This is a genomic window from Flagellimonas abyssi (assembly GCF_019457905.1).
In the GTDB taxonomy this organism is placed as follows: Bacteria; Bacteroidota; Bacteroidia; order Flavobacteriales; family Flavobacteriaceae; genus Flagellimonas; species Flagellimonas abyssi.
Window position 1 is genome coordinate 170,175 of record NZ_JAHZSV010000012.1, and the last position, 14,151, is coordinate 184,325.

Here is a 14,151-nt window from a genome sequence, read left to right on the forward strand (position 1 = left end):
GAACAAAAGTAATAAATTATTTGCTCTAGAAAGGATAATTGATACCTATGTTAAAGGCAGCTTGTTTAAAGTTGTACCCATCAAACCAGCGATCGGACCCAACTTTTGCCGGATTGTAGGTCTTGAAGCCTACGTCCAGCCTAAAGACAAAATAGGTGAAATCGTACCGCAGACCCACGCCGGTACCCAATGCAAGGTCACCCAAAGAAGAGAACCCTGTGAAAATGGCGTCGGGATTTGTCTCGCTGTCGAAAACGTTCCAAATGTTGCCCGCATCCGCAAAAAGGGCACCTTTTACATCGCCTGCTATCGGGAAACGATATTCCAGGTTCAGCGCAATTTTCAGGTTTGCTTCGTTAAAATCATTGATATTGTCTGTTTTTCCGGGACCAAGCTCGTAAGCGTTCCAAGCACGGTTGTCGTTGGATCCCCCGGCGAAGTAACTTCGAACAAAGGGAATGTTGTCCGAGTTGCCATACGGAATGGCCAGGCCAGTAAAACTTCTAAAGGCAATCACCTGTGAACCTCCAATTTCCCAATGCCGAATGTAATCGAACTCGGTTTTTACATATTGGGAGTAGGGGACACTGAAAACTAGGTTCTGTCCATTGTCATTTTTATTGAAGGGAATTACGTTGGTGAGCAATGATAGCATGGCTCCGGCGCTTTCAACTTTAATTCGATATTGATAAAAATCGAGGTCGTTGATGCCTGATTTACTATTCTTCGTATGAGTGAAATTGGTGGCGAAAATAAGGTTGTTTTCCGTTAATCTTCTGCGCCTTTCCTCAATGCTGTTGACCAACTCCTTATCCTCCGCACTTACAGGAATCGAATCATTCAATATGTTTCTAACAAAACCATTCGCGCCAGTTGGGATGCTTAGTACCGGTTCATCATCAACATCTTCCAAAGGTCTGAAGTATTGTGAATATTGCGGATTGTCCTGAAATTGGTCGGCAACCCTGTTCAAGTTGGAAAATGTATTTCTGTATACGTTGTAAAAATTATCGGGATTTACGTTTCTTACAAATTCGACATTGAGCAGTTCAATATTGTTTTTCAACCTTTCGGAAGGTGTCCAATTAAAGGAAAGTATGGAGTTTAGGGATTGCTTGTCTAGCCCAATGTTTCGTTGGAAATTGGTACCTGCCGACAATCGGGTCTGGGGCAACATGTAATAAGGAATGATGCCTTCTGTATTGAAGGGGAGCCAGATGCGGGGAAAGGTGATATTGACATCTCCACCGAGTTCCGATGTAAAATTTCCATCCGATAGGGAGGCATCACTCAATAAACCGATGGAACCCCTTGCAGAAATGTTCAATGTCTCCGCGCCCCCAAAAACGTTCCTTGTGATAACGGATGCACTAAAAGCAGTTCCCACCTGTTGAATGTTGGAATGGGTAACGTCAAAGTTCAGGTTCAAAGAATATTTGGGCTTGGCCGCTAGATAGATGTTTGTTTCCAGTTGTGTTTGGGTGGAGTCCGGAATAAACTCAATGTTAGGGTATTTAAAAGTATTAAGGTTGGTGATTTGTCGGTAGGTACGTATCCTGTCCAAATCACGATAAATACTGTCTTTTTCAAAGAAAATGGCATCGGTCAGTGCTTTGGGGCGATATCTGAGCTTTCCACTATAAATTATGTTGTGGTTGTCGTATTCAAGAGTTTTTAGGGAGTCTGAGTTTCCGTTCAGGTCATAATCAGCATATATATTGATTTTTCTGTGCCGTGCCACTTTGTAGGGCATATTGGCATCGGTACTATCGTTGGTGCTCCTAAACTTTCGGATGTTCAGTTCCACATCCATCAATTGGTCGTCCGAAGCTTGGGTGGTATCCCTAAATATATTGTAGTTTATTGAGCTTTCTTGGAAATTGTAGACTCCAGAATTTCTGAAAAGTGTGGTAAGGCGCTCTCGCTCCAAAGTGAAATTGTCCAGGTCAAATTGTTGCCCTTGCTTGACAAAGCTTCTGTTTGCCGATTTTTTGTAAATGGAATCCAGTTCGGGGGAGGTGATGTTTTTTTGTATCGTGTCCACAATGTAGGGCTTGTTCAATGTGACACGGTATTCTATCTGCGCTTTTTTTGCGTTTTTACCTTCAATTATCTCATACTCCCCGGTGTTGTTAAAATAACCCTTGCTATTGTAGTAAGATTCGAGCTTGCTTACGGATTTGTTGGTTTTGGTGGTATCGATGATTACGGGAGGTTCGCCGATCCTTTTCAGAAATTCGCTATATCCCTTTACTAAAAACGATTCCTGTAATCTGTAAACCTGTTTTTCGGACAGTAGATTGTTCAATCGTTTTTCCCTTTTTTCTTTTCTGTTGAGCCAATCTTCGAATGAAGAATCGGGGTTTTCCTTGGCTAGATTGTAAAGGTTCAATTTTAAAGGATACCCAAGTACACTGCTGTTGGGCTTTTGGCTGATCAGGCCTTTGATTTCGCTACTGGCGACCTTTTCTTCATCTACCAAAATAGTGTTCTTGGTGAGCAATAATTCATCCTCTCCGACCTTTTTTAAGGTATTGCAACCTAAAATGCTGAGCAAAAGCAACAATAATCCTATTTTTGCCAAGTTGCCCGTTACACCAGAATAACCACTCATAGAAGCCAAAAATACACGATTTAGATGGTTACAAAAAACCAAATTAAGCTAGTTGTTAGCCTAAAGCAAAAAAAGTACCGATCTCAACATGGACTATTCGTTGTAGAGGGTGAAAAGCTCGTGAACGAATTGTTGAATGCGGGTTTTAAAACTTACCAGATTTTTGTGGATGATACTGATTTTCTTCAAAAATTTGAGCAGGCTGAAGTGGTTCCGGGAAAAACATTGAAACAGATGAGCAGCTTAACGCATCCGAGTGGTATACTCGGTGTTTTTCGTATGAAGGATTCCGAAGCTTTGGATTTGGACGATTGGGTTGTGGTTTTGGATGCTGTTCGAGACCCTGGGAATATGGGAACCATTGTTCGACTATGTGATTGGTTTGGGATTAAACGATTAGTCTGTTCAACGGATACCGTGGACTGCTATAATCCAAAAGTGTTGCAGGCCACTATGGGCTCTATTGCAAGGGTAAATGTTGAATACACTGATTTGATAACCTTTTTGGACAAAACGGATATGTCGATTTATGGTGCCTACATGGATGGTGAGCCGGTTTATGGTTCCAATTTGGCGGAAAAAGGTGTTTTGGTAATGGGCAACGAAGCCAATGGCGTTTCTGCTGAAGTTGGAAAATTCATCACCAAAAAAATCTCCATCCCGCAATTTGGTGCAACTACTACGGAAAGTTTAAATGTGGCCACGGCCACTGCAATTCTTCTCAACGAAATCCGCAGGGAATAGGCTATTCAAAAGTAAAATTGATAAAGATTCCGCGGGTGCGCATGGCAGCAATGTTACCTGTCCAAGGGCTATTGGGGTCGGCATCGGGAACCAACTCGTCCGTTAAGGCAAAAACACCTCGAATGGATGGTGTGAACTTAAAGTATTCGGTGTAAAAATCAATTCCAAACCCAACTTCGTACCCGTAAACATTTTGTTTCATCCTAAACTGGCCACTGCTGTTGTCATCCAAACTATCTTCGTTGCTTCCCAAGTTAATGGAGGTGTAAACCCCGCCAACAATAAACGGTCTCCAGTTTCCGATTCTTCGGGTACTGGCCTTCAACAATAAAGGGAATCGAATGTAGGTGGAACGCACTTCGCGAAGCGCATCATTCTCCGTAGTAAATCCAGGGAAGCCCAATGTTCTTGCAGTGTAGAGCAGTCCCGGTTCAAAACGGGCATCCAAAAACTCATTTATTCGAAGCTCCCCGATCAAGCCAACGTTGAATCCGAGACTTTTGTCCACCAATATATCTTGGCCAATATCGTCTTTGTACTCAAATTGAAAATCGTATTGGTTAAAACCTAGATAATATCCCCAGTTCAAAAATTTCTTGTCCTCGTTTTGAAGGTTGAGGATGGGGTCGCTTCCAAATTGGGCAACGGCCATTTGGTTCGATAATACGATAAGTCCAAATAGGATTAGGAGATTTTTCATCAATCTATTTTGAAGCAACATAAATGGATGCTACACCCATTGTTTGTGGTTTGTTCTCTATTCCTATAAACCCGATTTTCTTCAAAATATTGTTGAAAGCCTGTCCATGAGGAAAAACAGAAGCGGATTCACTCAAATATTTGTAAGCCGACCTATCTTTTGAGAACAAGTTTCCAATAGAAGGAAGCACGTATTTTGTGTAGATTCTATAACCCTGTTTGAATGGGGTTTTGGTAGGTACGGAAGTTTCCAAGACCACAAAATGTCCTTCGGGCTTCAAGACCCTATAGATTTCTTCCAGCCCTTTTTCCAGGTTTTCAAAGTTTCGGACACCAAATGCCACGGTGATGGCATCAAAGGAATTATCCTCAAAGGGAAGGTTCTCACTGTCCCCAACGACCATTTCAATGGTGTTCTGTAAATTTTTGTTGGATACTTTTTTCTTGCCGACCTCCAGCATACCGGGAGACAGGTCAAGGCCAATGATTTTGGTTGCACCTGTTTTGGCCATGGCTATGGCAAGGTCTCCGGTGCCGGTGGCTATATCCAGAATGGAATCGGGGGACTTCTCTTTTAAAAAGGCTACTATTTTCTTGCGCCACTTAACATCTGTTCCAAAGGAGATAATGCGGTTAAGCCCATCGTAGTTCCCCGAAATGTTATCGAACATTTGCTTTACTTGCTCCTTTTTGCCGAGCTCAGATTCTTTGTAAGGTTTCACCTTTTCCGACATAGCTTTTATTTGCTGGCAAATATACAACTTAGGATAGGGGATGCGGACAAAAATATTTGTGTAATTTTGCCCTCCAAAGGGATTTATTTTCCGTATTTGGTTAAAAGTATGGAGTTTACGTTTAGCATACCATTCTTAGTATCGTTTGCAGCGTGCAAAACGAGGTTATTTAAGAACACATCCTATTCTATTCAATGAGAATCATTATTGCAGGTGCTGGTGAAGTTGGGTTTCATTTGGCAAAATTATTGTCCTATGAAGCGCAGGAAATTACTTTGATCGATACCGATAAGGAAAGGTTGTCCTATGCGGACACCCATTTGGATATTCGAGTGCTGCGCGGTGATGCCACGTCTATACAGGTGCTACAGGATGCCGATGTAGACGGTTCCGACCTTGTGATCGGGGTTACCGCATCGGAGACCACTAATCTAACCCTTTGTTTGCTGGCAAAACAATTGGGCTGCAAGCGTACCATGGCTCGGATTTCCAATACGGAGTTCATGGACAACAGGGAACTTATCAGGTTTGAACAATTGGGCATCGATGAGCTTATTTCCCCGGAACGTCTTGCCGCTACGGAAATACAGTTGATGCTTAATCAGTCTGCCTTCAACGATACCTATCAATTTGAGGAAGGATTGTTGACCATGTTTGGGGTAATTCTTCCGAAAACTGCCCCATTTGTGGGTAAGATGGTCAAGGAGGCCGCAAGGATTTTTCCAGAGCTCAACTTTATGCCCATTGCATTACAGCGAAAAGGAACACAATTCACTCTGATTCCAAGGGGTGATACCGTTTTTAAAGAGGGTGACCAAGTTTATTTCATTACATCGGATAAGGGTGTTGAAGAGCTGTATAAACTCTCGGGTATGCAAAAACAGGACATCAAAAATGTGATGATCTTGGGTGGAAGCAAGGTGGGCTATAAAACGGCTCGTGACCTTTGCAATAAAAAATTCAACGTAAAACTTATTGAAAAAAATAAGGAAAAGGCCTTTGATATTGCAGACGAGTTGCCACATGCACTTGTCATCAATGGGGATGGCCGCAATGTGGAACTGTTGGAAGAGGAGAGCTTGGAGTCCATGGATGCCTTTATCGCGGTTACGGGAAATTCCGAGACCAATATTATGTCGTGCTTGGTGGCCAAGAGCAAGAAAATAAAAAAGACCATTGCCTTGGTGGAGAATATGGACTACTTCCAGTTGTCACATTCCATTGGGGTGGATACCCTCATCAATAAAAAACTACTTGCGGCAAACAGCATATTCCGGTATATCAGAAAAGGGGAGGTGCTTGCCCTCACCCGTTTGAACAACTTGAATGCTGAAATCTTGGAGTTTGAGGTGAAGGCATCCTCGTTAGTGAACGGAGAAATTATCCGTGAACTGAATTTTCCAAGGGAAGCGAGCATAGGCGGGGTCATTCGAAATGGAGAAGGAATTATAGCACTGGGTGATTTTAGGATTGCTGAAGGTGATAAAGTGGTAGTCTGTTGTTTGCCCAAAGCCATACCTCGCATAGAAAAGCTATTCCTCTAATGAAGCTCAATACACGTATCATTATCCATATCATGGGATTGTTGTTGCTTTGCAACGGGTCCTTTATGCTCTTGGCGGCATTGGCTAGTGGAATTTATAAAGATGGTGCCACAATGGACATCATGTTGTCCGCCATAGTCACGATGCTTTTTGGTATGATGGCCATGTTCTATACTCGTGGACATAAAAAGGAGGTTAAAAAGAAAGAAGGGTATATTGTTGTGACCTTTGGCTGGATCGTAATGTCCATCTCTGGTATGCTGCCCTATCTTTTTTCCGGTTCCATTCCCTCCATAACAGATGCTTTTTTTGAGACCATGTCTGGTTACACAACAACAGGAGCATCCATATTGGACGATATAGAGGCGCTTCCTGAAGGTGTTTTGTTGTGGCGAAGCCTTACCCATTGGATTGGGGGGATGGGGATCATAGTTTTGGCCATAGCCATTCTACCGCTTTTAGGTATTGGAGGTATGCAGTTGTTCAGTGCAGAAGCACCAGGCCCTGGTGGAGATAAGCTCCACCCACGGATTACGGATACAGCAAAAAGGCTTTGGCTTATCTATTTTGGGTATACTGTTTTGGAAACCTTGTTGCTGAAATTTGCGGGGATGTCATTTTTTGATGCTATAAACCATGCCTTGGCCACGATGTCCACAGGTGGTTTTTCCACTAAAAATGCCAGTTTGGCCTATTGGAACGATCAACCTGTTATTCAATATATCATTATCCTGTTCATGTTTTTGGCGGGCAGTAACTTTGTACTCAGTTATTTTGCACTGACCGGAAGGGTAAAGCGTATCTTTCAAGATGAAGAGTTCAAGTACTATTTTGGTTTTGTAGCAATCTTTACCATTTTGGCCGCTCTGGGCGTTTATTTTAAAGCGGACGTTCCCGTATCGGATTTTCATCCCATGGTTTGGGGAAAGGCGGAAAGTGCTTTTAGACATACCTTGTTTCAGGTGGTCGCGGTAATTACCACTACCGGTTTTGTTTCTGCCGATTTTACTTCTTGGACCCATTTCTTGACCGTTTTCTTTTTTGGTCTGATGTTCCTCGGAGGATCTGCCGGTTCCACAGCAGGGGGAATCAAGGTAATGCGCCATTTATTGATTATTAAGAATGGTATCTTGGAGTTTAAACGTACCCTGCACCCCAATGCGGTTATTCCTGTTAGATATAATCAAAAAACAGTTACTGAACACATTGTATATAATGTTGTAGCATTCTTTGTGCTCTACATGCTGCTGTTTATTATCGGATCTCTAGTGCTTGGTTTCTTAGGCTTGGATTTTGTTTCCGCGGTAGGTGGTTCAGCTTCATCGCTGGGGAACGTTGGGCCCGCTTTGGGCAGTTTGAACCCTGTGAGCAATTACAATAGCCTCCCGGATGCAGGTAAGTGGTGGTGTGCCTTTTTAATGCTCTTGGGGCGTTTGGAACTGTTCACTGTATTGATTGTGCTTACCCCATATTTCTGGAAAAAGACCTAATAAAAAACCTCTCAAAGTAGACTTCAAGAGGTTTCTAATTTATTATGAATAGCTGAACTTGCTTCAGCATATCCTGTTTTTATATTAAAGTACAGCCTTTATCCTCGAAATAGCTTCCTTCAACTCCTTCTCCGATGCGGCATAAGATATGCGGATACAGTTCGGGTTTCCGAATGCTTCACCGGTAACCGTGGCCACATTTGCATGTTCCAATAGATACAGTGAGAAATCAGAAGCATTGTTGATCGTCACACCTTTCAATGTTTTTCCAAAGTAAGCGGATATGTCCGGGAACACATAAAATGCACCCTCGGGAACGTTGAGGTTGAATCCTTCAATTTGGCCCAAAAGATCAAGAACAAGGTCCCTTCTTTCATGGAACTTATCGATCATAAACTGGATTTTGCTGACAGGGGCATCCAAAGCTGTAATCACGGCCCGTTGAGCAATAGCATTCGCTCCACTCGTTACCTGACCTTGCAATTTGGTACAGCCCTTGGCAATCCATTCCGGTGCGCCGATGTAACCAATACGCCATCCGGTCATGGCAAATGCCTTGGATACACCGTTTACGGTTACCGTTCTATCGTACATGCCATCGATACCTGCGATACTCGTATGCCCCCCTTCTGTAAAGTTAATGTGCTCGTAGATTTCATCGGATACCACGTAGATATCCGGGTGTTTTTTCAATACCTCGGCCAAACCTTCCAACTCTTCCTTACTGTAAACGGAGCCACTAGGATTGCAGGGCGAACTGAACCAAAGCATTCTTGTCTTTGGGGTAATGGCAGCTTCCAATTGTTGAGGTGTCATTTTAAAATCGGTGTCGATTTGTGTGGGAACCTCTACTGGAACTCCTTCGGCCAATTTTACAATGTCACTGTAACTTACCCAGTATGGTGCCGGAAGAATTACTTCATCACCAGGATTAAGTACTACCATGGCCACGTTGAAAAGCGATTGTTTTGCTCCCGTGGAAACTACGATTTGGTTTGCACCGTAATCAAGGTTGTTGTCTCTTTTGAATTTATTCGAAATAGCTGTTTTAAGCTCGGCGTACCCATCAACAGGTGTATAGCTACTATAATTTTCATCGATGGCCTGCTTTGCTGCATCCTTGATAAAATCGGGAATATTGAAATCGGGTTCCCCCAAGCTCAGACCGATAATATCCTTTCCTTCATTTCGTAATTCCCGTGCTTTGGCTGCCATGGCCAAAGTTGCTGACGTGGACATGTTCTTGATCCTGTCAGATAGATGGTTGCTCATTTGATGCTTCGTTTTTTTACTGATACTGGAGTGCTGGGTTTTTGCCCAACTCCTTTAAGTGTTTGAAGTGCGAAATTATGGCTTTTCTCGTAGTTTTATATTCGTGGTACGGTAAATTGAACTCTTGGGCAGTCTGTTTCACAATTTTTGAAATATTTGTGTAATGAATGTGACTGATGTTAGGGAAAATATGGTGTTCCACTTGATGGTTCAATCCGCCTGTAAACCAGTTAACGATTCTATTCTTGGTGCCAAAATTTACCGTTGTGAACAATTGGTGAATAGCCCAGGTGTTTTTCATGTTTCCTGCTTCATCGGGAAGCGGGGTTTCTGCATGGTCCACAATATGAGCCAGCTGGAAAACCACACTTAGGATGACACCGGCAACGTAGTGCATGATAAAGAATCCAAGAAGCACTTGCCACCATGCGATATCAACAAAAATTAATGGGAGCACGATCCAGATGGTCAGATAAATGACTTTTGTAATTACCAATGTGCTCCAGTTGATCACGGGGTTGGGAAGTTTTCCATAACTCAACTTTCTCTTCATGTAACGGTACATCTGTTGAAAATCCGTTGTAATGGCCCAGTTAAAGGTCAGAAGACCATATAGTAGTATGGAATAGTAATGTTGGAATTTATGGTGTTTTCTCCACTCGGCATGCTCGGAGAACCTTAGGATTCGTCCAGCTTCCATATCCTCGTCATGTTCATGGATATTGGTGTAAGTATGGTGAAGCACGTTGTGCTGAACTTGCCAGTTGTATACATTTCCAGCAAGAATGTAGATACTGCTTCCCATAAGTTTGTTTACCCATTTTTTATTGGAGTAGGCACCATGGTTTCCATCGTGCATCACGTTCATTCCCACTCCGGCCATTCCTACACCCATGGTGATGGAAAGGAGCAGATAGCCCCAAAAAGGCAAATCAAGGGTCAACATTAAAAAATAAGGGGTCAAAAAAATGGCAAACATCACTATCGTCTTCAAGTGAAGTTTCCAGTTCCCGGTTTTCTTAAGGTCGTTTTCTTTGAAGTATTCGTTTACTCTCTTGTTCAGCGTTCTGAAAAATTGTGCGGAATCTCTTCTTGAAAACCGGATGGTATTCTTATCCATAAAAAAAAGTTTTATACAAAGGTAACTAAAATGCTTTTTAGAGTTAACAACGTTCTGTTAGAACGGTGTTAAGGTTGGTAAAAGTATTAGTTTTGTCAAAAATACGGTTGGCAACATGAAAGCGGAACTTATATTTAAATATTTTACGACGCTCAACGAGGAACAGAAAGAGCAGTTTGCAAAGCTGGAAACGCTTTACCAAGACTGGAATCAAAAGATAAATGTAGTTTCGCGTAAAGATATTGATGAGCTGTACTTGCGACATGTGCTTCATTCCCTGGGAATTGCCCAAGTCCAATTGTTCAATGAGGGGTCGGAAATTTTGGATGTGGGAACCGGTGGCGGTTTCCCGGGAATTCCGTTGGCTATTATGTTTCCAAACGTAAAGTTTACCCTTGTGGATGCCATTGGAAAAAAAATAAAGGTGGTCAACGAGGTAGTGGAAGGATTAGGTTTGGAAAATGTTGAAACCCATCACTCCAGGGTAGAAGAAATTCCAGGACAATTTGACTTTATTGTGAGCAGGGCCGTTGCGGCCATGCCCACTTTTGTGCATTGGACCAAAGGTAAAATCAAAAAAGACTCCGCGCATCAGAGAAAAAATGGCATTCTTTATCTAAAGGGCGGAGATCTTACGGAAGAACTGCAGGGTTATGAAACCGTCCAGACCTTCGATTTAAACGAGTATTTTGAGGAGGATTTCTTCGAGACCAAAAAAGTGGTATACTTACCGCAGAAATATAAAGGATAGACTAAATACTGTACATCCTTTTATATACCAACCTACATTTTCGGGCATAATCCTTGGCATATAGCCAAAATTGCTGATATTTTTTACTCATCAATTTCCCCCATGCATATATTCTAGCAGTCATAACTAATTGATTTTATGTAATCAAAGATAAATAGATTACGTTCAGTTTACAATTAGTTAACGTTAAATTTACATATAAATTGTTTGTTTATTGACTGATTTTGGTGTAATTATCTAAAAATAAGATTGTTGAGTGTGTATTTTCTTAAATTACGGGTTAATCAAGTTTCTTGAATATTTTACCATTTTTCTCCAGCTGGTAACCCGTTATGTCCCCGGAAGGGTTTCTTATAAACCCTACATATTCACTATTTACATCAGAGAAAACATCATCGGTTTCATGATATATGGGGTAAAAAAGATGGTCGATTTCTACCAATAAATTTCCTTGGTTCTTATCATATTTTAGATTGAAGGTTGTATCATTCTTGTATTGATAAACGCCTTCAAAATCTTTAAAAAATGCCACATGCCTTTGGTCGGCGTATGGATTCGATTCCGATAATAGGAGTCCATTGCCCATATTCCAGTTGTCGTATTCCATGTAGAAAGCTGTTCTCTTGGCTGTGTTTATACCCTGTAGTTTGGCCACAAGATGAAGGGCGCCATCGATTCCGGCAGAAATCCCTGCGGTAGTGATTACCTCTCCATTATCCACATATCTAACATTTCTGCGGACATCTACTTTGGGATAGTTTGTTTCCAGGTCGGATAGGGCGTTATGGAAAGTTGTGGCGACTTTTCCGTCAAGAATACCTGCTTCAGCCAACACAAATGCACCGGTACAGACCGAGAAATGATATTCAATATCCTCCTGTTTTTTCACCCATGCGATAACCTCCTTGTTTTGGGATGCGGCTTGTGAGTTGCCTCCAAAAAATGCCAATATATCTGCCTTTGGGGCATCATCAATACTGTAGTCTGGGACTACGGTCAAAATGCCTTGCGACTTTATCGGTTCTTTAGTGGCCGATACAGTAAACACACGATATCCCGCATAGCTGAAAACCTCCATGGGTCCTGAAAAGTCCAATACTTCGACCCCATCTTGCAGGTAGAAGGCGATGGTCTTTGAGGTTCCTTTCTTTACTAGCGGCATGTTGCAATGCTTGCAAACACCAGGCGTATCATGTGTGATGTCATCACATTCACTGTTACAGGGTGGGCAAACATAGGCCACAGTTTGGTTGATTGAACTTTGCGCTACAACGCTCATAAATATTAGTTGACAAAATATGATTAATGACTTCTTCATTTTTTCGATTTGATGATGGGTCCAAAATTAAATGGGTCATTATTATTTTGAAAGGACAATTGTGCTCAGTATCGGGCCAAATAGGTTAGGTAGGGGGAGTATGTTTTTTTAAAAGCGTTCTTAGTTGGTTGCTACTTTGGAGACCGCAGGCCAATGCAGCGGTATTGACTTTGGAGCCATTTTCGATTAACTGTTTGGCATGTTCCACTCTTAATTTTTCCAAGTATTCTCCAATGGTTATTCCCGTTGTGGTTTTGAAAAGTCTGGTGAGATTTCTTCGGCTCATGTGAACCATTTCGGCCAGTTCCTCAATTTTTATCTTTATATCAAGGTTTTGGCTCAGGATATCCTGTACCTCGTGTATCCGATTTTCCAAATGGTTCCTAAATTGTAGATAGATGCTTAATTGCGGGTCTTTTGATGTTCTTCTTGCATAAATGACTACTTCTTTAGCGATTTTGGAAGCGAATACCGCTCCAAAAAGCTCTTCTAGAATAAAAAGGGAAAGGTCGATACCTGATGAAACACCTGCACTTGAATAGATGTTGTCATCCTTTACGATCAAGCGGTCGGTCAGCACTTGCGTGTCTGGAAACCGTTGTTTGAAATCATCGAGGTGCTTCCAATGGGTGGTGCACTCCTTGTTGTCTAAAAGCCTTGCAATCCCCAAGAGGTAGGCTCCCGTACAAACAGAACAAATTCTGGCCTTGGACTCGCCCTGCTTTTTCAGCCATTCAAAAAAGCTTTGGTGTTGCTGTATAAATTGTTCTGACAAAAAGAGTTTGGACTCCAGCCCCGGTACAAACAATAAGTCATTGCTATTCAATTCAAAAGTGTTGAATGGTAAAAGCTTCCCAATGGCAACTCCGGCACTTGATTGCTGTGAAGAGTTCAGGTCTAAACTTAGATAGTATATTTCTATTTCGGCACCGTATTCTTTGGCTTCGTAAAAAAGATGGGCGGGACCTGCAAAATCCAAGAGTTGGACTTCTGGTGGTATCAAAAAGAAGACGCGTAATGGATTGCTTTCGGACATTTTTTATTGATAAAGGTCGTTGATGTCTGCGTTGGAAATATCGACCAGTAATTTGCCCATTTTGGCACACACCAAATTGAAGAACGTTTCACCTTTTTCTTTGGTGGCCTTGCTGGGGTCGCCAACCCCTGTATCTTGCGTTACTTTGGACCAAGGTCGTTCGGTCCATGCCCATCCTTCGGAAAATGCTTTGATTTTGTTTTTGAATTCCTTGCCCTCTCCCCAGTCCTCTTTAGGCAGTACCAGTTCGGGGGTTAAATGTAGGATGAGGCTGGTTTCCATTTCATCGGCATGATCGCCCGGTTTTTCAAACACACCCGAATCACTGCCAAGTTTGAACCAATTGGTGACACAAAGGAACATTTCCGGGAAAAGTAATCCCAGTTCTCTGATGATGGCTTTCCAATTATTGCCTCCGTGACTGTTCAAAATCATGAACTTTTTTATTCCTTGCCGGTCCAATACCGTAATCAAATCCTTTAATATGGCAAATTGGGTGCTTGGGTTTAGGTTCATGTCCAAATAAATGTCCGATTGCCCCGTGTTCACTCCAAACGGTATGGTGGGCAATACAATCACCTTGCTCCCTTGCTCCCAAGCAATTCTGGCAGATTCTTCTGCAATCGACGTTCCTTCAATGACATCGGTGGCGTAGGGGAGGTGGTAATTGTGGGCTTCGGTGGCGCCCCATGGCAATATGGCAAGGTCAAAAGATTCATTTTTCAAGTGTTTCCAGTTGGTCTCTGCCAAAATATAGGGTCTGGACATGTCTTGGATGGGTTAGGTTAAACAAAAAAAGGCCGTCATATTAATATGACGGCCTTGAAGT

At 42.3% G+C, this 14,151-nt stretch carries 12 protein-coding genes; 4 read left to right on the forward strand and 8 right to left on the reverse strand.

From position 1 onward, the window contains the following. Nucleotides 1–25: 25 nt before the first annotated feature. Complete coding sequence (tamL, locus tag K1F36_RS10295; RefSeq protein WP_220113731.1) at nt 26–2,614, reverse strand: translocation and assembly module lipoprotein TamL; 2,589 nt, start codon at nt 2,612–2,614, stop codon at nt 26–28. Between the two features lie 24 nt (nt 2,615–2,638). Here tamL and K1F36_RS10300 point away from each other — a divergent pair, with 24 nt between their 5' ends. Beyond that, complete coding sequence (locus K1F36_RS10300; protein WP_220113732.1) at nt 2,639–3,358, forward strand: TrmH family RNA methyltransferase; 720 nt, start codon at nt 2,639–2,641, stop codon at nt 3,356–3,358. 1 nt (nt 3,359) lies between these two features. Here K1F36_RS10300 and porT read toward each other — a convergent pair whose 3' ends face one another. Both porT and ubiE read right to left on the reverse strand, forming a co-directional pair. Then, on the reverse strand, nt 3,360–4,058 hold the full coding sequence (porT, locus tag K1F36_RS10305; protein ID WP_220113733.1) for a type IX secretion/gliding motility protein PorT/SprT: 699 nt from the start codon (nt 4,056–4,058) through the stop codon (nt 3,360–3,362). Between the two features lie 4 nt (nt 4,059–4,062). Next, a complete protein-coding gene (gene ubiE / locus K1F36_RS10310) occupies nt 4,063–4,791 on the reverse strand; it encodes a bifunctional demethylmenaquinone methyltransferase/2-methoxy-6-polyprenyl-1,4-benzoquinol methylase UbiE (RefSeq protein ID WP_220113734.1) in 729 nt (242 codons plus the stop codon). Between the two features lie 194 nt (nt 4,792–4,985). Here ubiE and trkA point away from each other — a divergent pair, with 194 nt between their 5' ends. Then, the gene (gene trkA, locus K1F36_RS10315) at nt 4,986–6,335 is read left to right on the forward strand and encodes a Trk system potassium transporter TrkA (protein ID WP_220113735.1); all 1,350 of its coding nucleotides are present in this window, start codon (nt 4,986–4,988) and stop codon (nt 6,333–6,335) included. After that, on the forward strand, nt 6,335–7,825 hold the full coding sequence (locus K1F36_RS10320; protein ID WP_220113736.1) for a TrkH family potassium uptake protein: 1,491 nt from the start codon (nt 6,335–6,337) through the stop codon (nt 7,823–7,825). Before trkA ends, K1F36_RS10320 begins: the two co-directional genes overlap by 1 nt. 84 nt (nt 7,826–7,909) lie before the next feature. On the opposite strand, the gene K1F36_RS10325 is transcribed toward K1F36_RS10320, so the two are convergent. Further along, nucleotides 7,910–9,097: a pyridoxal phosphate-dependent aminotransferase gene (locus K1F36_RS10325; protein WP_220113737.1), complete on the reverse strand. Its 1,188-nt coding sequence runs from the start codon at nt 9,095–9,097 to the stop codon at nt 7,910–7,912. Between the two features lie 16 nt (nt 9,098–9,113). Beyond that, complete coding sequence (locus K1F36_RS10330) at nt 9,114–10,217, reverse strand: fatty acid desaturase family protein (RefSeq protein WP_220113738.1); 1,104 nt, start codon at nt 10,215–10,217, stop codon at nt 9,114–9,116. Between the two features lie 115 nt (nt 10,218–10,332). Here K1F36_RS10330 and rsmG point away from each other — a divergent pair, with 115 nt between their 5' ends. Then, nucleotides 10,333–10,968, forward strand: a complete 636-nt coding sequence (gene rsmG, locus K1F36_RS10335) for a 16S rRNA (guanine(527)-N(7))-methyltransferase RsmG (RefSeq protein WP_220113739.1) — start codon at nt 10,333–10,335, stop codon at nt 10,966–10,968. Nucleotides 10,969–11,248: 280 nt separating this feature from the next. Here rsmG and K1F36_RS10340 read toward each other — a convergent pair whose 3' ends face one another. The 3 genes from K1F36_RS10340 to K1F36_RS10350 form a co-directional block, all read right to left on the reverse strand. After that, on the reverse strand, nt 11,249–12,247 hold the full coding sequence (locus tag K1F36_RS10340; protein ID WP_220113740.1) for a DJ-1/PfpI family protein: 999 nt from the start codon (nt 12,245–12,247) through the stop codon (nt 11,249–11,251). A gap of 124 nt (nt 12,248–12,371) precedes the next feature. Then, nucleotides 12,372–13,322, reverse strand: a complete 951-nt coding sequence (locus K1F36_RS10345) for a GlxA family transcriptional regulator (RefSeq protein WP_220113741.1) — start codon at nt 13,320–13,322, stop codon at nt 12,372–12,374. Between the two features lie 3 nt (nt 13,323–13,325). Next, a complete protein-coding gene (locus K1F36_RS10350) occupies nt 13,326–14,090 on the reverse strand; it encodes a creatininase family protein (RefSeq protein WP_220113742.1) in 765 nt (254 codons plus the stop codon). Between the last annotated feature and the right edge of the window lie 61 nt (nt 14,091–14,151).

Bases quoted from the DNA above. Each gene is read 5' to 3' on its own strand.
- tamL (WP_220113731.1), bottom strand. From the start codon at position 2,614: ATGAGTGGTTATTCTGGTGTAACGGGCAACTTGGCAAAAATAGGATTA.
- K1F36_RS10300 (WP_220113732.1), top strand. From the start codon at position 2,639: ATGGTTACAAAAAACCAAATTAAGCTAGTTGTTAGCCTAAAGCAAAAA.
- porT (WP_220113733.1), bottom strand. From the start codon at position 4,058: ATGAAAAATCTCCTAATCCTATTTGGACTTATCGTATTATCGAACCAA.
- ubiE (WP_220113734.1), bottom strand. From the start codon at position 4,791: ATGTCGGAAAAGGTGAAACCTTACAAAGAATCTGAGCTCGGCAAAAAG.
- trkA (WP_220113735.1), top strand. From the start codon at position 4,986: ATGAGAATCATTATTGCAGGTGCTGGTGAAGTTGGGTTTCATTTGGCA.
- K1F36_RS10320 (WP_220113736.1), top strand. From the start codon at position 6,335: ATGAAGCTCAATACACGTATCATTATCCATATCATGGGATTGTTGTTG.
- K1F36_RS10325 (WP_220113737.1), bottom strand. From the start codon at position 9,097: ATGAGCAACCATCTATCTGACAGGATCAAGAACATGTCCACGTCAGCA.
- K1F36_RS10330 (WP_220113738.1), bottom strand. From the start codon at position 10,217: ATGGATAAGAATACCATCCGGTTTTCAAGAAGAGATTCCGCACAATTT.
- rsmG (WP_220113739.1), top strand. From the start codon at position 10,333: ATGAAAGCGGAACTTATATTTAAATATTTTACGACGCTCAACGAGGAA.
- K1F36_RS10340 (WP_220113740.1), bottom strand. From the start codon at position 12,247: ATGAGCGTTGTAGCGCAAAGTTCAATCAACCAAACTGTGGCCTATGTT.
- K1F36_RS10345 (WP_220113741.1), bottom strand. From the start codon at position 13,322: ATGTCCGAAAGCAATCCATTACGCGTCTTCTTTTTGATACCACCAGAA.
- K1F36_RS10350 (WP_220113742.1), bottom strand. From the start codon at position 14,090: ATGTCCAGACCCTATATTTTGGCAGAGACCAACTGGAAACACTTGAAA.